This is a genomic window from Luteibacter rhizovicinus DSM 16549 (assembly GCF_001887595.1).
Lineage (GTDB): Bacteria > Pseudomonadota > Gammaproteobacteria > Xanthomonadales > Rhodanobacteraceae > Luteibacter > Luteibacter rhizovicinus.
Genome location: NZ_CP017480.1, coordinates 269,996 through 289,296 on the forward strand (window position 1 = coordinate 269,996; position 19,301 = coordinate 289,296).

A 19,301-nucleotide genomic window follows, 5' to 3' on the forward strand; every position below is an offset into this window, starting at 1 on the left:
TCCTTCGGGATGGACGGCGGCTAGGGTGCAACGGGTGCGCTAGCACCCATCGCCGCTGAAGCGGCTCCCACACTGAGCGTGGGAGCCGCTTCGGTGCCAGGCGGATCAGACCGGGATCTGCGCCAGCTGGGCCAGGCGACGGACGGCGACCGAGGCGATCGGGTAGTCCGCGTTCTGGGTGAGGATTTCCGCAAGCATGGCGCGGGTGTACTTGAGCGTGGCGTCGTCGCGCTGCAGCCAGGCCTGGACCGGGCTGACATCGGTACGATCGCCGGCGACCGAGATCACCTGCAGGGCCAGGGCACGATGCTGGGCGTTGAGCTCGTCCAGCAGCGAACCGCGGGCCTGCGCGTGCCATGCACCTTCCACGTTGAGCGCTTCGATCTGGTCACGCAGCCACTCGAGGTCGAGGGCTTCGGCCAGCTCGTAGAACACCTTCGCGACCGTAGCGATGTCCTTGCCGCTCTGCTTCGACACTTCGACCATGTCGAGCGCCGCGCGCAATACCGAGACCCGTGCGAGGCGGACAGCGAGCGACTCGGGCACACCCAGACCTTCCCACTTTTCCTGGCTGGAGGCGAAATCGCCACGACCGGTATCGGTGAGGGCATCCGGCAAAGCCTGGCGCAGCACCGTGACTTCACTGGCGTAGCGGTCGACATTGGCAGCGATATCCAGCGTGCCGCCCGGGCGATTGAGCAGCCAGCGGGTCAGGTGGCGCAGCAACGACCAGATCTGCAGGATCGCGTCGATCTGGGTGTTCTCGGCCACCGTGCCGTCGAGCGCTTCGATCTCGGCCCACAGCTCGCGGGCATCGAGGATCTCGCGCGCCGCCGTATACGCCTTGGCGATGGACGCCGGGCCGTGGCCCGTGTCTTCCTGCATGCGCATCATGAAGGTGGCGCCCATGCGGTTGATCGTCGAGTTGGTCACCGCGGTAGCGATGATCTCGCGCTTCAGGCGATGGCGCTGCATGTGCTCGGCGTACTTCTCGTGCAACGGCACGGGGAAGTAACGCACCAGCTCGCGCGAGAGGTACGGATCTTCCGGCACATCCGAATCCAGCAATTGCTGGAACAGGCGGATCTTGTCGTACGAGAGCAACACGGACAGTTCCGGACGCGTCAGGCCCTGGCCGCGGAGCTTGCGCTCGCTGAGCTCAGCCGCGGAAGGCAGCGACTCGACGGCGCGGTCGAGCATGCCTTCGGCTTCCAGCGTGCTGATGAAATGCGCCATCGAACCCAGGCGCCGCACCGACTGGTGCTCCATCACGGTGATGGCCTGGTTCTGCCGATAGTTGTCCCACAGCACGAGGCGGCCGACTTCGTCGGTCATCTCGGCGAGCTGCTTGTTGCGGCCTTCGAAGGTCAGCTCGCCACGCTGCACGGCGTCGTTGAGCAGGATCTTGATGTTCACCTCGTGATCGGAGGTGTCCACGCCAGCGGAGTTGTCGATGAAGTCGGTGTTGAGCAGCACGCCGGCCTGGCCGGCCTCGATGCGACCCTTCTGGGTCATGCCCAGGTTGCCGCCCTCGCCCACCACCTTGCAGCGCAGCTCGTTGCCATTCACACGCAAGGCGTTGTTGGCGCGATCGCCGACATCGGCATGCGTCTCGCTCGTGGCCTTGACGTAGGTACCGATGCCGCCGTTCCAGAGCAGGTCTACCGGAGCCTTCAGGATCGCCGAGAGCAGATCGGTCGGCGCCATGTGCGTCGCCTCGCTGCGGATGCCCAGCACGGCCTTGATCTCCGGCGACACCGGAACCGACTTCGCGCTGCGCGGATAAACGCCGCCGCCGGCCGAAATCAGCGACTTGTCGTAATCGTCCCACGAGGAACGCGGCAGGGCGAACATGCGCTGGCGCTCGACGAAGGACTTCGCCGAATCCGGATTCGGATCGAGGAAGATGTGACGGTGATCGAACGCGGCGAACAAGCGGATCTTCTCAGACAGCAGCATGCCGTTGCCGAACACGTCGCCCGACATGTCACCGACGCCGACCACGGTGAAGTCTTCGGTCTGGCAATCGCGACCCATGGCGCGGAAGTGCCGCTTGACCGATTCCCACGCGCCCTTGGCCGTGATGCCCATGCCCTTGTGGTCGTAGCCGTTGGAGCCGCCGGAAGCGAAGGCGTCGTCGAGCCAGAATCCGTGCTCCGTCGAGATCGCATTGGCGATATCGGAGAACGTGGCCGTGCCCTTGTCCGCGGCGACCACCAGGTACGGGTCGTCGTTGTCGTGACGGATCACGTCGTGCGGCGGCACCACCTTGCCCTCGACGAGGTTGTCGGTGATGTCGAGCAGGCCGTTGATGAACATGCGGTAGCAGGCGATACCCTCGGCCAGCTGCGCATCGCGATCGCCGCCCACCGGCGGACGCTTCACGAAGAAGCCGCCCTTGGAACCGACCGGCACAATGACCGTGTTCTTCACCATCTGCGCCTTGACCAGACCGAGGACTTCCGTACGGAAGTCTTCGCGGCGATCGGACCAGCGCAGGCCGCCACGCGCGACGGAACCGAAGCGCAGGTGGATGCCTTCCACGCGTGGGGCGTAGACGAAGATTTCGCGGAACGGCACCGGCTTGGCCAGCTCGGGCACCTGGTGCGAATCGAACTTGAAGCTGAGATACGGACGATACGCACCGTCCCACAGCTGGAAGAAGTTGGTACGCAGGGTCGCGTGGATCAGCGCGATGAAGCTGCGCAGGATGCGGTCTTCGTCGAGGCTGGAAACGTTATCCAGCAGCGCGTTGAGGGCTTCCTCCACGGCGGCCGCCTGCTCGGCGCGCGGACGGCCGAGCGAGGAGACGAGGTTACCGATGAGACCCGGCTGCGCCGCCAGCGTTTCCGGACCGATGAGCGCGTGCATCTCGTGCGAGAGCAGGCTTTCGGCACGTTCGCGCTCGGCCGTGTCCAGGTTTTCGCGACGTGGATCGAAGCGTGCGTTGAACAGCTCGACGATGAGGCCGGCGATGGCCGGGTAATGGTTGAGCGCGTCTTCCATGTACGCCTGCGAGAAGGCGACACCGGTCTGCAGCAGGTACTTGGTGTAGCTGCGCAGGATGGCCACCTGGCGCCAGCCGAGCTTGGCACCGAGGACGAGGCGGTTGAAGCCGTCGTTTTCGGCATTGCCACGCCAGATCTGCTCGAAGGCATCCTCGAAGATCGAACCGACCTGCTCGACGTCGAAGGCGAGACGGTCGACCGGCTGGACTTCGAAGTCCTGGATGAACAGCGCACTGTCAGCGACCTTCACTTCGTACATGTGCTCGGTGAGCACGCGCAATCCAAGGTTCTCCAGCTGCGGCAGCACTTCGGACAGGGCGATGTCCGAGCCGGAGCGATAGACCTTGAAGCGGAGTTCTTCCGGACGGTTCTGCGGATGGTAGAACGACATGCTGATCGCGTCGGGACCATCGAGGCCGGCCAGCGCGCGCACGTCGGCGGCGGCCACATGTGGCGCCACTTCATCCACGTAACCGGCGGGGAGCGCCTTGCCGTAGCGGTTGGCCAGGATGATGCCCTGCTGCTCGCCGGCGATTTCGATCAGGCGATCGCGCAGTTCGTCGTTCCAGTTGCGCGCGATGGAGGCGATCTGCGCTTCCATGATTGCGGCATCGTAGACCGGGTGGTCGCCGATGCGGGGACGCACCACGACGTGCAGGCGAACCAGCGCGGCCTCACCCATCAACACCGCGGAATCCACGTGCTCGCCATGGAAGGCTTCACGCAGCACGCCTTCCACGCGCTCGCGCACGGCCGTGTTGAAACGGTCGCGCGGAATGAAGACCAGGCAGGAGAAGAAGCGGCCGTAGCTGTCACGGCGAATGAACAGGCGCGTGCGCGTGCGCTGGGCGAGCTCGAGCAGGCCGATGGCCAGGGCGTAGAGCTCGTCGGTGCTGCACTGGAAGAGCTCGTCGCGCGGCAGCGTGTCGAGGATGTGACGCAGCGCCTTGCCCGAATGCGAATCGCGCTTCAGGCCGGAGCGGGTCATCACCGCCTCGCACTTGTCGCGAACCAGGGGCACATGCTGCGGATGGGCCATGTACGCGTTGGACGAGAACAGACCGAGGAAGCGCTGCTCGGCAACCGGGCGGCCCTTCTCGTCGAACTTCAGGACACCGATGTAATCCATGTAGCCCGCGCGATGGATCGGCGAGCGGGCATTGGTCTTGGTCAGGATGATGGCGTCGGTAGAGCCCGAGCGTGGCAGCTCGCTGGCAACCAGGGTACGCAGCGAGCGCGGCGCGAGCGAACGCTCCGCGGCGCGCAGGATGCCGAGGCCCGAGCCTTCGACCGTGCGCAGGACGTCGTCGCCTTCGCCGTGCGCCACTTCGTATTCGCGGTAACCCATGAAGGTGAAGTGGTCATCCGCGACCCAGCGGAGGAAATCGGTGGCTTCACGCACTTCGTCCGCCGTGTAAGGCAGGGAGCGCTTGCCGAGATCGTCCGCCACTTCGTTCATCTTGGCCCGCATGGCGCGCCAGTCGTCCACGGTCTCGCGCACGTCCGAGAGGGCCGTTTCGAGATTGGCCTTGACCGTATCCAGCTCGGTGTCGTCCAGACGATCGATCTCGAAGCGCATGACCGATTCGGTGTGTTCGCCCGTGCCCATCGTCTCCAGCACGCCAGCGGCGGACCGGACCACCGGCACGACCGGGTGGATGATCACCTGGATGTCGGCATGGGCGGCGGCCACCATCGAGACGGTGTCCACCAGGAAGGGCATGTCGTCGGTGACGACCTCGATCACGGCACGGCTGCCGGACACGCCTGGGTTGTAGACGCGGACCTTGGCTTTGCCCGCCTGGCGCTCACGGGCAAACGTGAGCAGGTCGGCGATCAGCGCGGCCCAGCGATCGGGCGCGTGCAGCGCGTAATCGGCCGGCGCGATGCGCTCGAAAAAGGCTTCGATAAAAAAGCGCGCCTCGTTGAGGCGCTCTGCGGGGTAGCCGATCTTCTTCAGTTCATCGAAAACAACGGCGTGAAACTGGCCGTCTGCTGCGGCGCGAATCGCATTCATGGGCGGATATCGATGTGGGGAGAGAGAGGAAAACCGTCAAAGCATAGCTCTCACACATGGCATGTAGCCACACCAACGCGCACCGCTCGTTGCCAGTTTTTCAGTGCGGCGCGACATATTGCGCAACCTCTCACGAGGTGAAGCGTGCATGCTCCCCACCCGGCCGCGAGTGCAACGCAACAATTCGCACGCGAATGTTGCCCATGCCCGTTGACGCTGGTCCGAGGGAGATTCTAAACTGGACGGTATAGTCCAGCAGGTATACAAAATGACGAACCTGGATCCCCGGCCGACTTCCGATCGTCAGCAACGGGTGCTCCAGGCAGCTTGTGCGTTATTCCTGCGTGACGGTTATCGCGTCAGCATGGGTGCCGTGGCACGCGAGGCGGGCGTGTCCAAGCAAACTGTGTATGCGCACTTTGAAAACAAGGACACCCTGTTCCACGCCGCCGTCGAACAACTTGTCTTACCCCTGCATGCCACCCTCACCCCGGAAAGTCGCGGCCTGAGTACCACGCTCATCGCACTGGCCAGGGCGCACCAGACCTACGTGATGGACCAGGCGCACGTGGCGCTGGGCCGGATGCTGATCGCGGAAGCACCGCGGTTTCCGGCCGCGGCGCGCACGTTCTTCCGGACCGCGATCGACACCGTGGCGACCCGGCTGGCTGGTTGCATGGCCGAGGCCATGGACGACGGAATGATGCGCCGCGAGGACCCCGAGGTCGCCGCGGAGCTCTTCCTGTCCATGCTTCACGGGCTCGAAGGGGACCGTCGCCTCTTCGGCATGCACGCGAGGGGACGAAAGGCACAGGACGACTGGGCGCGACACGCGGTAACTGTATTTATGCATGCGTACGACATCCTTCCGGATGCGTCGGCACTCACGAACAAGAAACTTGGAAAAGGAACGGAGTTCTCATGAATCCCCTGCCCCTGCGCACACCCCTGCTGGCCATCGGTCTCGCCGCGGCACTCGCCGCCTGCCACAAGCAGGAAGCACCGCCGGCGCCACCACCGGCCCCGGTAGGCGTCATTGACGCCCAGCCGCAGACCGTTCCCCTGATCCAGGATCAGGTCGGACGCATCTCCGCCCTGCGCACGGCCGATGTACGTGCCCGCGTGCCCGGCATCCTGCTCAAGCGCGTCTACGCGGAAGGCACGGACGTGAAGGCGGGGCAGAAGCTCTTCCAGATCGACCCGCAGCCGCTTACGGCCGAGCTCAACTCGCAGCTCGCCCTGCTCGCCTCGGCGCGCGCGACGGCAGCCAACAACAAGGCCACGGCCGACCGCAATCGCGGCCTGATCGGCAAGAACTACGTGTCACGGCAGGACCTGGACACCGCCGAGGCCGCCCAGCGTACGGCCGACGCCGCCGTCAAGCAGGCCGAAGCCAACGTCCAGTCGGCCCGGATCAACCTGGGCTTCACCGACGTCGTCTCGCCGATCGATGGCCGTGCCGGCCAGCAGCAGGTGACCGAAGGCGCGCTCGTCGGCCAGGGTGACACCACCCTGCTGACCCAGGTCGACCAGATCGACCAGGTCTACGTGAACTTCAGCATGTCGGTGTCCGATCTCGACACCATGCGCCGCGCCGCCGCGTCGGGCGACGCCACGCTCTCGGCCACCGACAAGTCCACGGTCAGCATCCAGCTGCCGGATGGCTCCGACTACAACGAGAAGGGCATGCTCGACTTCTCCTCGGCCACGGTGAACCCGCAAACGGGTACGGTGAACCTGCGCGCGCAGCTCGCCAATCCCGACATTCGCCTGCTGCCGGGCCAGTTCGTGACGGTCAAGGCCAACCTGGGCAACCTGCACAACGTGTACCTGGTGCCCCAGGCCGCCGTGCTGCGCGACCCGGGCAGCGCCTATGTGCTCGTCGTCGGCGAAGGCAAGACCAAGGATCCGCAGACGGGTGAGGAGAAGACCGTGCAGTCCGCGGCCGTCCGTCGCCCGATCGTCACCGACCGCATCAACGGTGCGAACTGGATCGTCACCGGCGGCCTGAAGCCGGGCGACAAGATCATCATCGACGGCCTCGCCAAAGCGAAGGAAAACGGCCCGGTGAACGCATCCCCGGCAAAGGCCACGCAGGACGCCGGTGCCCCTGGCGCCCCCGCTCCGGCAAAGGCAGCCTCTTCGGCCGCCCCCGCCGGCAAGCAGTAACGGAGTTTCGTCATGCCGACTTTCTTCATCGACCGCCCCATTTTCGCGTGGGTCGTGGCGATCCTGATCAGCCTTTGCGGCACGATCTCCCTGTTGAACATGGGTATCGAGTCGTATCCGAACATCGCACCGCCGCAGGTCGTCGTCACGGCGACCTACCCGGGTGCGAGCGCGGACACGACCGAAAAGACCGTGACCCAGGTGATCGAGCAGCAGCTGACCGGTATCGATCACCTGCTCTATTTCAGCTCCGCCTCCAGCTCCAGCGGCACAGCAACCGTCACGCTGACGTTCGAGACCGGTACCGATCCGGACATCGCCCAGGTCCAGGTGCAGAACAAGGTGTCGCTCGCGACGCCTCGCCTGCCTTCGGAAGTCACCCAGCAGGGCGTCGTGGTGGCCAAGTCCAACCCCGACTTCCTGATGTTCGTGGCGTTGATCTCGTCCAATCCGGCCATCGACGGCAACCGCCTGACCGACATCGTCTCCTCGCAGGTGCTCGACCAGGTCGCCCGTATCCCGGGCGTGGGCAGCACGCGTCAGCTGGGTTCCGAGTACGGCATGCGCGTCTGGCTGAATCCGGACAAGCTGCGTGGCTACGGCCTCTCGGCGACCGCGCTCAGTAACGCGCTCAGCACGCAGAACGTCCAGTTCGCCGCCGGCTCGATCGGTACGGATCCGGCCGTCAACGGGCAGGGCTTCAGCGCCACGGTGTCGGCGGAAGGCCGCTTCACCACGCCGGAAGAGTTCTCGAACATCATCATCCGCGCGAACAACGACGGCACCGTCGTTCGCCTGAAAGATGTCGCGCGCGTCGAACTCGGCCCCCAGACCTACGGCTTCAATGCCCAGTGGAGTGGCACGCCCACCGGTTCCTTCGGTGTGCAGCTGCTGCCCGGCGCGAACGCGCTGGACGTCGCCAACGCCGTACGCGCCAAGATGACCGACCTGGCCAAGAGCTTCCCGGACGGTGTCACCTGGTTCGCTCCGTACGACACGACCCAGTTCGTGACGATCTCCATCACGGAAGTGGTGCATACCCTGGTCGAGGCGATCATCCTCGTCTTCCTGGTGATGCTGCTGTTCCTTCAGAACTTCCGCGCCACGATCATCCCGACCCTGGTCATCCCGGTGGCCTTGCTCGGCACCTTCCTCGGTCTGTCGCCGCTCGGCTTCACCGTCAACCAGCTCACCCTGTTCGGCATGGTGCTGGCCATCGGTATCGTGGTCGATGACGCGATCGTGGTGATCGAGAACGTCGAACGCATCATGTCGGAGGAAGGCTTGCCGCCTGCCGCCGCCACGCGCAAGGCCATGGGCCAGATCACCGGCGCCATCGTGGCCATCACCGTGGTGCTGGCGGCGGTGTTCGTGCCCTCGGCCCTGCAGCCGGGTGCCTCGGGCATCATCTACAAGCAGTTCGCACTGACGATCGCGGTGTCGATGGGCTTCTCGGCCTTCCTCGCCCTGTCGTTCACGCCGGCCCTTTGCGCGACGATCCTCAAGCCGACCCACGGCGAGCGGAAGAACATCGTCTACCGCAAGTTCAACCAGGTGTTCGACAAGGTCCAGCACACCTATTCCGGTCACATCGGCAGCGCGATTCGTCATGCCCCGCGCTGGATGATCGTGTTCGTGCTGATCGCCGTGCTCTGCGGTTTCCTGTTCGCCAGGTTGCCGACCAGCTTCGTCCCCGACGAAGACCAGGGCTACGCGCTGGCCATCGTGCAGCTGCCGCCCGGTTCGAGCATCGCCCGCACCGAAAAAGTGATGACGGACATGCGTGCCATCATCCTGAAAGACCCCTCGGTCGCCGGCGTGTTCCAGATCTCCGGCTTCAGCTTCGTGGGCTCGGGTGAAAACGTCGGCATGAACTTCATCAAGCTGAAGGACTGGGATACCCGTGACCTCACGGCCACCCAGATCATCCAGCAGATGAACGGCAAGATGCAGGCCGTGCGCAACGCCACGATCTTCGTGGTCAACCTGCCCACGATCCGCGGCCTGTCGCAGTTCGGCGGTATCGACATGTACCTGCAGGCGCGTGCCGGCCAGTCGCGTGACGAACTGACCCAGGCCCGCAATGCCCTGCTCGGCGCCTCGGCGCAGAACAAGGCCCTGGTCGGTATTCGTCCGAACACCCTGGAAGACGCACCGCTGCTGCAGCTGAGCGTGGATCGCACCCAGGCACAGACCATGGGCCTGAATGTCAGCGATATCTATACCGCGATCCAGCTCACGCTGGCTCCGGTGTACATCAACGACTTCCAGTACGGTGGCCGCGTGAAGCGCGTGATGCTGCAGGCCGACGCCCCCTACCGCATGGGTACGGACGCGTTCGCCCACATCTTCACGCCCAGCACGCTGGCCTCGGCCTCGTCCAGCAGCACGTCGAGCACCACGGGCAGTTCGGTGGCCAGTGCATCCACGGCGACCGACAGCTCGATGATCCCGCTGTCCACCGTGGTCCACTCGAAGTGGACGATGGCGGCACCGACGCTCAACCGTTACAACGGCTACTCGGCGGTGGAAATCGTCGGTAACGAAGCGCCGGGTTACTCCACCGGCCAGGCCATGGGTGTCGTCGAAGGCATCGTCAACGACAAGCTGCCGAAGGGCTTCGGTTACGACTGGACAGGTCAGTCGTACCAGGAAATCCTCTCCGGTAACTCGTCGACGATGTTGCTGGCACTGTCCATCGTCATCGTGTTCCTCTGCCTTGCCGCCCTGTACGAAAGCTGGTCGATCCCGGTTGCCGTGCTGCTGGTGGTGCCGCTGGGCATCCTCGGTACCGTCGTCTTCTCGATGCTCCGCGGCCTGCCGAACGACATCTACTTCAAGATCGGCATGATCACGGTGATCGGCCTGGCGGCGAAGAACGCCATCCTGATCGTCGAGTTCGCGGTGGAGAAGCAGCAGGAAGGCAAGACGCTTCGCGAAGGCGTGGTCGAGGCATCCCGCCTGCGACTCCGCCCCATCCTGATGACCTCGCTGGCCTTCATCCTCGGCGTGTTCCCGCTGGCGATCTCGACCGGCGCGGGTGCGAACTCCCGCCACGCGATCGGCACGGGCGTCATCGGCGGCATGCTCTTCGCCACCTTCCTCGGCCTGCTGCTGATCCCGGTGTTCTACGTCAGCGTCCGCCGCATGCTGGGCGACAAGCTGGACGAAGTCTCCAAGACGATGCCGCACGTCGGTCACGACGACGACAACGATCCGCACGGCGGTGGTGATGGTCACGGCCCGCACGACGGTGGCCCGACCAACCTCCAGCCGCATGCACCGAATGTGGGCGATGTAAGAGCCTTCGATTCGGAACCGCATCGCGGCACGTAAGAGAAGCAACATCGCGAACGAAAAAGCCCGGCGAAAGCCGGGCTTTTTTTATGTTCCATGTAGGAGCCGATTCATCGGCGATGCTCTCCGCCCCAACTCGTCGCACACACCGAAAGAAACCACCCACCTCACTCCCCTCTCCCACCCGACAGAACGCAGGAGCGACTGAATCAACCCTTGGTGATCCGGAAACACGGATCTCTCCATGGACGAAAACTCAGAATCCTTCCATTCCCAACCACCCGTTGAACGTAGTTCCATGTTCGTGCGGGGTCAGTCATGACCCTGAACTTCGAGTGGCATGCCGCGAAAGCACGTTCAAACCTATCGAAACACGGCGTCTCCTTCGAAACGGCCCGCCTCATCTTCAACGACCCTCACTATGTCGAAATGCCGCGCCCCGACCACTGTGTCGAAGAGCGTATTCGTATCGTCGCCTTGGGCGCTGGCAGTTTACTGTTTGTTGTTTTCACCTGGCGTGGCCAGAACATCCGCCTCATCTCAGCCCGAAAGGCCAACCATAATGAATCCCTTGGATACTGGACCAATCGTCACGTGCACGCTCGAACCTGATGCTCAACCGACGGCCGAGCAGATCGCCGAGCTTGCCGCGCTCGAAGACCGCCCCATCGATTACAGCGACATCCCCGAAACCCCTCCGGACGCCCTCTGGATGAGGCTTGGACCTGGTGGCCATTTCCTCGGACGCCTGATGGCTGAAGCCCGGGAACGTGAGCTCGCCGGCGGCCCCTTCGACCACATTGAGCGGTTGCTCCCGGCATTGATCGCAAGGGTTGCCGCCATGGAAGATAACTGCATCAACTTGAGCGACATGCCCGAAATGGCGCCCTATGCGCTGACGCTGATAACGGGTGACGGTCCCAGCCTCGAAGCACTCATGCCGGAAGCCCGTGAACTCGCCTTCGCTACCGCTTAGCCCAAAAAAAACCCCGGCAATGCCGGGGTTTTCGTATTCAAAGATCCAGGGAAAAGAACTGCGCCTCAGCGCAACCCCGTCTCCGCACGCGCAATCACCAGTCGCTGGATCTCGCTCGTCCCCTCATAGATCTCAGTGATCTTCGCATCGCGGAAGTAACGCTCCAGCGGCATTTCCTTCGAGTAACCCATGCCACCGTGGATCTGCACCGCCTGGTGGGTGATCCACATCGCCGCTTCCGAGGCGACCAGCTTGGCCATCGAAGCTTCGGTACCGAAACGACCGCCGGTCTTTTCGACCTGGCCCTTCACCCACGCGGCGCGCAGGGTCAGCAGCAGGGCCGAGTCCAGCTTGCACTTCATATCGGCGATCTTGGACTGGGTCATCTGGAACGTGCCGATCGGGTGGCCAAAGGCCTTGCGATCGCGCGACCAGGTCAGCGTCGCTTCGTACGCGGCGCGGGCGAGCCCGATCGCCTGAGACGCGATGCCGATGCGGCCAGCGTCCAGCACGCCCATGGCGATGCCGAAGCCCTTGCCTTCGGCGCCGAGCATGTCGTCCGCCGGGCACACGTAGTCGTGGAATTCGATTTCGCAGGTGGCCGAGGCGCGGATGCCGAGCTTCGGCTCGGTCTTGCCGGCCAGGAAGCCCGGACGCTTCGTGTCGATGATGAAGGCCGACACCCCGCGCGCGCCCATCCCCGGCGTGGTGACCGCGAACAGGACGATATAGCGGGCAACCGGGCCGGACGTGATCCAGCTCTTCTTGCCGTTGATCACCCAGTCACCCGCGTCGTTCTTCACGGCACGCGTGTGCATGTTCGAAGCATCGGAGCCGGACTGCGGCTCGGTGAGCGCATAGGCGCCGATGGCCTCGCCCGAGGCAATCGCACGAACGTACTTCTGCTTCTGCTCTTCGGTGCCGTTCTTCAGGATGCCGTTGCAGAACAGCGAATTGTTGACCGACATGATCGTCGACGTGGCGGCATCGGCCGCGGCGATCTCGACCATGGCCAGCACGTAGGCCACCGGGTCCATGCCCGCACCGCCGTACTCCTCGGGCACTTCGATGCCCATCAGGCCCAGCTGACCCATTTCCTGGATGTTCTCCAGCGGGAACTCGCCCTTCGCGTCGTGTTCGGCGGCGACAGGGGCGATGCGCTTCTGGGCGAAGTCACGGGCGATGGACTGGATCGACAGTTGGTCGTCGGTAAAGCGGAAATCCATGAGCATTCCTCGGGCCGGCCGGGAGGCTGGCAAGTCTTGGGGTAGAGACAAGCCGCCCATTCTAACGGCCGTTCGAGCCATTGCCTCCATGCACTGCAACATCGGCCTTGACGCTGGGCCGGCGGGGCCCCATCCTTATGTATCTCTCTATCGCGATAAAAGGATTCGGCATGGATTTGTCGACGGCCTCCACCGTGCTTCGCCTGCTGGCCGACCCGACGCGCGTTCGCCTGCTCGCCCTGCTGGACCGCGAGGAGTTGACCGTGGCCGAACTGGCCTCCGTGCTGCACCTGGCCCAGCCGCGCGTATCCACCCATCTGGCCAAGCTCAAGGAAGCCGAGCTGGTGCGCGATCGACGTGCCGGTGTGTCCGCCTATTATCGGGCCAATGCGGACGCCGACCCCACGCTGGCTGCCCTGGTGGCCTCCCTCCGCGACACCCTGAGCGACGCCCTGCTGCGGGAAGACGCCGAGCGCCTGCCCGCCGTACTCGCGCAGCGAGCGCGCACGGAGGGCTGGGCCGATACCGTCGCCGGCGACATGGAGCGCCACTACTCACCGGGCCGCACCTGGGAAACCCTCGCCCGCTCCCTGCTCCAGTTGCTCTCGACCGGCGATGTCCTGGACATCGCCTCCGGCGACGGGGTGACCGCGGAACTGCTCGCCCCGCATGCGCATTCCATCGTCTGCGTCGACAGTTCCGAGCGTGTCGTGGATGCCGCGCGCCAGCGCCTGGCCAGCTTCACGAATGTCGACGTGCGCACCGGCGACATGCACGACCTGGACCTGGAAGCCAACCGATTCGACCTTGTCCTGCTGCTCCACGCCCTCACCTATGCCGAGCGGCCGGAAACGGTATTTACCGAGGTGGCACGCGTGCTGAAGCCCGGCGGCCGGCTTCTCGTCTCGACCCTGGGCGAACACGAGCATCGCGCCGTGATCGAGCCCTTCGACCACCGCAATCTCGGCTTTACCTGCGACAGCCTGGTCGCGATGGCGACGGCCGCCGGCCTCGACGTCGTCAGCTGCGAACGCCTCAGCCGCGAGCGCCGCGCACCGCATTTCGAAGTGATCAGCCTGCTCGCACGCAAGCCCTGACCGGAGACCGCCGATGAGCACCCTACCCTGGCTACACCCCGACCGCGTCGCTCTCATCGAGAAGGCGCTGTCCGAGCGGATCATGATCCTCGACGGCGGCATGGGCACCATGCTGCAAGGCCACCAGCTGGATGAATCCGGCTACCGCGGCGACCGCTTCTCCGGCGGCCTCGACAGCCTTCACGAGCACCATCACGATCATCCGGGAGAGTGCGACCTCAAGGGCAATAACGACCTGCTCCTGCTGACCCAGCCGGAGATCATCCGCGGCGTGCACATGGCCTATCTCGAGGCGGGCGCGGATTTCGTCGAGACCAATACCTTCAACGCGACGCGCGTGAGCCAGGCCGACTACCACCTGGAGCACCTGGTGCCCGAGCTCAACCGCGAGGGCGCGCGCATCGCCCGCGAGGCCTGCGATGCGATGACGGCGCGTACACCCGACCGGCCACGCTTCGTCATCGGTGTGCTCGGCCCGACCAGCCGTACGGCGTCGATCTCGCCGGACGTGAACGACCCGGGTTTCCGCAACATCAGCTTCGAAGCGCTTACGGCCAACTACATCGAGTCGGCGCGTGCGCTGATCGAAGGTGGTGCCGACACGATCATGGTCGAGACCATCTTCGACACCCTGAACGCCAAGGCCGCCCTGTTTGCGCTCACGGAACTGTTCGACGAGCTCGGCGCCCGCGTGCCGGTGATGATCTCCGGCACCATCACCGATCGCTCGGGCCGCACGCTGTCCGGCCAGACCGCCGAAGCGTTCTTCTATTCGGTCGAGCACATCCGACCGCTATCGGTGGGCCTCAACTGCGCGCTCGGCGCGGAGGACCTGCGTCCTCATGTGCAGATGCTCTCGCGTATCGCCGGCAGCGCGGTCAGTACGCATCCGAACGCAGGCCTGCCGAACGCCTTCGGCGAGTACGACGAAACGCCCGAGGCCATGGCCGCGACGATCGCAAGCTTCGCTGCCGACGGCCTGCTCAACATCGTCGGTGGTTGTTGTGGCACCACGCCCGCTCATATCGCGGCGATTGCCGCCGCCGTGGCGCCCTACCCGCCGCGCGCACGCCTGGATGCCACGCAAGCCGCATGACCACTCTCCGACATACCCGCCTCTCCGGCCTCGAGCCGCTGATCCTCACGCCCGACCTGAATTTCATCAACGTCGGCGAGCGCACCAACGTCACCGGTTCGGCGCAGTTTCGCAAACTGATCAAGGAAGGCCGCTACGAAGAAGCGGTGGATGTCGCACGCCAGCAGGTGGAAAACGGCGCGCAGATCATCGACATCAACATGGACGAGGGCCTGATCGATTCCGAAGCGGCGATGACGCGCTTCGTCAATCTGATCTCCTCCGAGCCCGATATCGCGCGCGTGCCGATCATGGTCGACTCCTCCAAGTGGAGCGTGATCGAGGCCGGCCTGCGCTGCATGCAGGGCAAGGGCATCGTCAATTCCATCTCGATGAAGGAAGGCGAGGCGCTCTTTCTCGAACACGCGCGCAAGGTACGCCAGTACGGCGCTGCCGTGGTCGTGATGGCCTTTGACGAAGTCGGGCAGGCGGATACGAAGGAGCGCAAGATCGAGATCTGCTCGCGCGCCTACGAGCTGCTGGTCAACGAGGTGAACTTCCCGCCGGAAGACATCATCTTCGACCCGAACATCTTCGCGATTGCCACGGGTATCGAAGAGCACAACAACTACGCCGTCGACTTCATCGAAGCCACGCGCGAACTGAAAAAGCGTTTCCCGTCGTCGCACATCTCCGGTGGCGTATCCAACGTGTCGTTCTCGTTCCGCGGCAACAATCCCGTGCGCGAGGCGATCCATTCCGTGTTCCTCTACCACGCGATCGCGGCGGGCATGGACATGGGCATCGTCAATGCCGGCGGCCTGTCGATCTACGACGACCTCCCCGAAGAACTGCGCGAGCGCGTCGAGGACGTCGTGCTCAATCGCCGCGCCGACGGCACGGAGCGTCTCCTCGAGATCGCCGACAAATACAAGGGTGGCAAGGCCGAAGTCGCCGTCGAAACCGCCGCCTGGCGCGAGAAGCCGGTGATCGATCGACTGAGCCACGCACTCGTGCACGGCATCGACCAGTTCGTGGTCGAAGACACCGAAGAGCTGCGGCTGATTTCAAAGCGCCCCCTCGACGTCATCGAAGGTCCGTTGATGTCCGGTATGAACATCGTCGGCGACCTCTTCGGTGCCGGCAAGATGTTCCTGCCGCAGGTGGTGAAATCCGCCCGCGTGATGAAGAAGGCGGTCGCCCATCTGATTCCCTTCATCGAGGAGGAGAAGCGGATCTCCGGCGACAGCGCGAAGAACAACGGCAAGATCGTGTTGGCCACCGTCAAGGGTGACGTCCACGATATCGGCAAGAACATCGTCGGCGTGGTGCTCCAGTGCAACAACTTCGAGGTGTTCGACCTCGGTGTCATGGTGCCGGCGCAGAAGATCCTCGACACCGCCCGTGAAGTCGGTGCCGACATCATCGGTCTGTCCGGGCTGATCACTCCCTCGCTGGAGGAGATGAGCCAGGTCGCCCGCGAGATGCAGCGCCAGAACTTCCAGGTCCCGCTGATGATCGGCGGTGCGACGACATCGCGCGCGCATACGGCGCTGCGCATCGAGCCGCACTACAAGTCACCCACCGTTTGGGTCAAGGACGCCTCGCGCGCCGTTGGCGTCGCGCAGTCGCTGGTCAGCAAAGACCTTGTCGACGAGTTCATGATCAAGGTCCGCGCCGACTACGCCGAGGTGCGCGAGCGCCACAAGGGTCGCGGCACCGGCAAGCAACTCGTGCCGCTGGCCAAGGCTCGTGCGCAGCGCTATGCCGGCGACTGGCAGGCCTATGTCCCACCGACCCCGGCAAAACCCGGGATCACCGTGTTCGACGACTACGACCTGGCCGAGCTGCGTACCTACATCGACTGGTCACCGTTCTTCAATGCCTGGGAGCTGGCGGGCAAGTTCCCGGCCATCCTCACCGACGAGGTCGTCGGCACCCAGGCGACCGAGCTCTACAACGACGCCCAGGCCATGCTCGACACCCTCATCGCTGAGAAATGGCTCACCGCCAAGGGCGTGATCGGCTTCTGGCCGGCCGCGCAGAGCGGCGACGATATCGAGGTGTATGCCGAGACCGGCACGGCGAAGCGCAAGCCCGTGGCGACGCTGCGGCATCTGCGCCAGCAGGTGGACAAGCCCGTCGAACGCCCGGACTTCTGCCTGGCCGACTTCGTCGCCCCGAAGGACAGCGGCGTACAGGACTGGATCGGTGGCTTCGCCGTCACCGCCGGCATCGGCATCGACGAGCACGTGGCCCGCTTCGAGGCCGGCCACGACGACTATTCGTCGATCCTGCTGAAGGCCCTCGCTGACCGCCTCGCGGAAGCCTTCGCCGAGCGGCTGCACGAACGCGTGCGCAAGGAGTTCTGGGGCTACCAGCCTGACGAGGCCCTGGACAACGACACCCTGATCGCGGAGGGCTACCGCGGCATCCGGCCGGCCCCCGGCTACCCGGCCTGCCCCGAGCACACCGAGAAAGGCACGCTGTTCGAGCTGCTGGATGCGACGTCACACACGACCGTCCAGCTCACCGAAGGCTTCGCCATGTACCCCACGGCGGCCGTCTCGGGCTGGTACTTCTCTCACCCGGACAGCCAGTATTTCGTGGTCGGCCGGCTTGGCCGCGAGCAGGTCGAGGACTATGCCAGGCGCAAGGGCTGGGATCGCACCGAAGCCGAGCGCTGGCTGGCGCCTTACCTGGATTACGACCCGGATTGACGACGGCCGGGCCGGGACCGGTCGCCACCCGGCGTGATCCCGGCCCGACCGGATAGCGACCCGGCCCTATCAAGTCTCTTCTGGGCCGCCGGGCCTGATCTCTTCCTTCTGGTTCCTGTGCTTCAGGTGTGCAAAGACGTTGTAGAACGACACGATCATCGGGAAGGCCGTCTGGATGATGCCGACCGAGTCGTTCTTGCCCCAGATGAAGTACGCCAGCGTGAGCACGCTGCCGCTGACCGACAGGTACCAGAAGGACATCGGCACCGTGACCTTCTTGTTCTTCTTCGTGGCGTAGAACTGGACGAACCAGCGCGCCGTGAACAGCAGGGTGCCGAGCAGGCCGATGATCTTCCACGGCGTCAGGACCAGCAGGTGGAGATTAGCGAGGGCTTCGTGCATGGCGGTATCCAGTGGGTCAGCCGGCGCATTGTACCGACGCGACCTTGCCTGAGCCTTAAAAACGAAAACCCGGCCTAGAGCCGGGTTTTAAGTTTTATTGGTGGGCGGTACAAGGATCGAACTTGTGACACCTGCCGTGTGAAGGTTCGCTGCTACACGCACGCTCCCCGCCAGACACAGAAAACCCGGCCTAGAGCCGGGTTTTAAGTTTTTATTGGTGGGCGGTACAAGGATCGAACTTGTGACACCTGCCGTGTGAAGGTTCGCTGCTACACGCACGCTCCCCGCCAGACACAGAAAACCCGGCCTAGAGCCGGGTTTTAAGTTTTTATTGGTGGGCGGTACAAGGATCGAACTTGTGACACCTGCCGTGTGAAGGTTCGCTGCTACACGCACGCTCCCCGCCAGACACAGAAAACCCGGCCTAGAGCCGGGTTTTAAGTTTTTATTGGTGGGCGGTACAAGGATCGAACTTGTGACACCTGCCGTGCGAAGGTTCGCTGCTACACGCACGCTCCCCGCCAGACACAGAAAACCCGGCCTAGAGCCGGGTTTTAAGTTTTTATTGGTGGGCGGTACAAGGATCGAACTTGTGACACCTGCCGTGTGAAGGCAGTGCTCTACCGCTGAGCTAACCGCCCATCGAGCGCGGCATTCTAAGGTGGAAGCCCTCTGCCGTCAATGCCCGTCGATCAAAGCAGGCACGACGAGGTCAACGGCAACGGCGTGACCGTCAGCGAGCCGGACTGGCGAAGCACCAGGAGCGACCCCTGCTTGCCCGGCTCGTTGGTGCCCAGCTGGTCGGTCGAGTCGCTCACGTTCGCACGCGAGCATGCGACGAAATTCAGCCCGGTCCGCCCCGCCGAAGCGACGAACTGCCCCGTCTGGTTGAACGTGAAGACGTTGACGTCCGTCGCGCGAAGCGACACGCCCTTGAGCTGCGGGTTATACCGCAGGATCGTCATGTTGGAACTGCCGGCCTTATACGCCTGGTCGGCACCGGCCGAGCTCACGTCGTACGAGTACACGATCCAACCGGCGTCGTAGTCGTGGGCGGAGCCGGTCGGGAGATCGCATTGCGTCCCGGACGTGCTGCGACAGATCGACACGAAGCGATGCTCGCTCGATGCCGCTCCGCGTGCGTATTGCAGGTCCGTGCTGAGCGCGTTGACCGCCGCAACCACATTGCTCCGGTTCATCACCCCACGAAAGTTCGGGACGGCAATAGCCATGAGGACGGCGAGGACGAGGACCGTCACCATCAACTCGACCATCGACAGGCCCGCCATGTGCGTGCGCTTACCCATCATCCTT

12 protein-coding genes and 1 tRNA gene are annotated in these 19,301 nt (G+C 64.3%); 8 read left to right on the forward strand and 5 right to left on the reverse strand.

From position 1 onward, the window contains the following. Nucleotides 1-105: 105 nt before the first annotated feature. Nucleotides 106-5,025, reverse strand: coding sequence for an NAD-glutamate dehydrogenase (locus tag BJI69_RS01325; protein ID WP_046966475.1), 4,920 nt, complete (start codon nucleotides 5,023-5,025; stop codon nucleotides 106-108). A gap of 268 nt (nucleotides 5,026-5,293) precedes the next feature. On the opposite strand from BJI69_RS01325, the gene BJI69_RS01330 reads away from it, so the two are divergent. The 5 genes from BJI69_RS01330 to BJI69_RS01350 all read left to right on the forward strand — a co-directional run bounded on the left by BJI69_RS01330 (nucleotide 5,294) and on the right by BJI69_RS01350 (nucleotide 11,467). Continuing rightward, nucleotides 5,294-5,950: a TetR/AcrR family transcriptional regulator gene (locus tag BJI69_RS01330; protein WP_052767049.1), complete on the forward strand. Its 657-nt coding sequence runs from the start codon at nucleotides 5,294-5,296 to the stop codon at nucleotides 5,948-5,950. After that, nucleotides 5,947-7,194 (forward strand): efflux RND transporter periplasmic adaptor subunit, encoded by a 1,248-nt coding sequence (locus BJI69_RS01335; RefSeq protein WP_046966477.1) that lies wholly within the window; start codon nucleotides 5,947-5,949, stop codon nucleotides 7,192-7,194. Before BJI69_RS01330 ends, BJI69_RS01335 begins: the two co-directional genes overlap by 4 nt. 12 nt (nucleotides 7,195-7,206) lie before the next feature. After that, nucleotides 7,207-10,530 carry an efflux RND transporter permease subunit gene (locus BJI69_RS01340; RefSeq protein WP_078022958.1) on the forward strand — a complete coding sequence of 1,108 codons (3,324 nt, stop codon included), beginning with the start codon at nucleotides 7,207-7,209 and terminating at the stop codon, nucleotides 10,528-10,530. A gap of 279 nt (nucleotides 10,531-10,809) precedes the next feature. After that, complete coding sequence (locus BJI69_RS01345; RefSeq protein ID WP_071924841.1) at nucleotides 10,810-11,103, forward strand: BrnT family toxin; 294 nt, start codon at nucleotides 10,810-10,812, stop codon at nucleotides 11,101-11,103. Next, entirely contained in the window at nucleotides 11,054-11,467 is a 414-nt protein-coding gene (locus tag BJI69_RS01350; protein ID WP_046966478.1) for a hypothetical protein, read from the forward strand. The genes BJI69_RS01345 and BJI69_RS01350 overlap by 50 nt, the downstream gene beginning before the upstream one ends. 65 nt (nucleotides 11,468-11,532) lie before the next feature. On the opposite strand, the gene BJI69_RS01355 is transcribed toward BJI69_RS01350, so the two are convergent. Next, complete coding sequence (locus tag BJI69_RS01355; protein ID WP_342016334.1) at nucleotides 11,533-12,753, reverse strand: acyl-CoA dehydrogenase family protein; 1,221 nt, start codon at nucleotides 12,751-12,753, stop codon at nucleotides 11,533-11,535. 110 nt (nucleotides 12,754-12,863) lie between these two features. On the opposite strand from BJI69_RS01355, the gene BJI69_RS01360 reads away from it, so the two are divergent. Genes BJI69_RS01360 through metH form a run of 3 tightly spaced genes read left to right on the forward strand, consistent with a single transcriptional unit; the run spans nucleotide 12,864 to nucleotide 17,585 of the window. Continuing rightward, nucleotides 12,864-13,790, forward strand: a complete 927-nt coding sequence (locus BJI69_RS01360) for an ArsR/SmtB family transcription factor (protein WP_046966480.1) — start codon at nucleotides 12,864-12,866, stop codon at nucleotides 13,788-13,790. A gap of 13 nt (nucleotides 13,791-13,803) precedes the next feature. Next, on the forward strand, nucleotides 13,804-14,886 hold the full coding sequence (locus BJI69_RS01365) for a homocysteine S-methyltransferase family protein (RefSeq protein ID WP_046966481.1): 1,083 nt from the start codon (nucleotides 13,804-13,806) through the stop codon (nucleotides 14,884-14,886). Then, on the forward strand, nucleotides 14,883-17,585 hold the full coding sequence (gene metH / locus BJI69_RS01370) for a methionine synthase (protein ID WP_046966482.1): 2,703 nt from the start codon (nucleotides 14,883-14,885) through the stop codon (nucleotides 17,583-17,585). The genes BJI69_RS01365 and metH overlap by 4 nt, the downstream gene beginning before the upstream one ends. Nucleotides 17,586-17,654: 69 nt before the next feature. Here the strand turns inward: metH and BJI69_RS01375 are convergent, their stop codons facing one another. The 3 genes from BJI69_RS01375 to BJI69_RS01385 all read right to left on the reverse strand — a co-directional run bounded on the left by BJI69_RS01375 (nucleotide 17,655) and on the right by BJI69_RS01385 (nucleotide 19,294). After that, nucleotides 17,655-17,987 carry a lipid-A-disaccharide synthase N-terminal domain-containing protein gene (locus BJI69_RS01375; protein WP_046966483.1) on the reverse strand — a complete coding sequence of 111 codons (333 nt, stop codon included), beginning with the start codon at nucleotides 17,985-17,987 and terminating at the stop codon, nucleotides 17,655-17,657. Between the two features lie 566 nt (nucleotides 17,988-18,553). Then, a tRNA-Val gene (locus BJI69_RS01380) sits at nucleotides 18,554-18,628 on the reverse strand. A 51-nt stretch (nucleotides 18,629-18,679) separates the two neighbouring features. Then, nucleotides 18,680-19,294: a GspH/FimT family pseudopilin gene (locus BJI69_RS01385; RefSeq protein ID WP_052767374.1), complete on the reverse strand. Its 615-nt coding sequence runs from the start codon at nucleotides 19,292-19,294 to the stop codon at nucleotides 18,680-18,682. Nucleotides 19,295-19,301 lie beyond the last annotated feature (7 nt).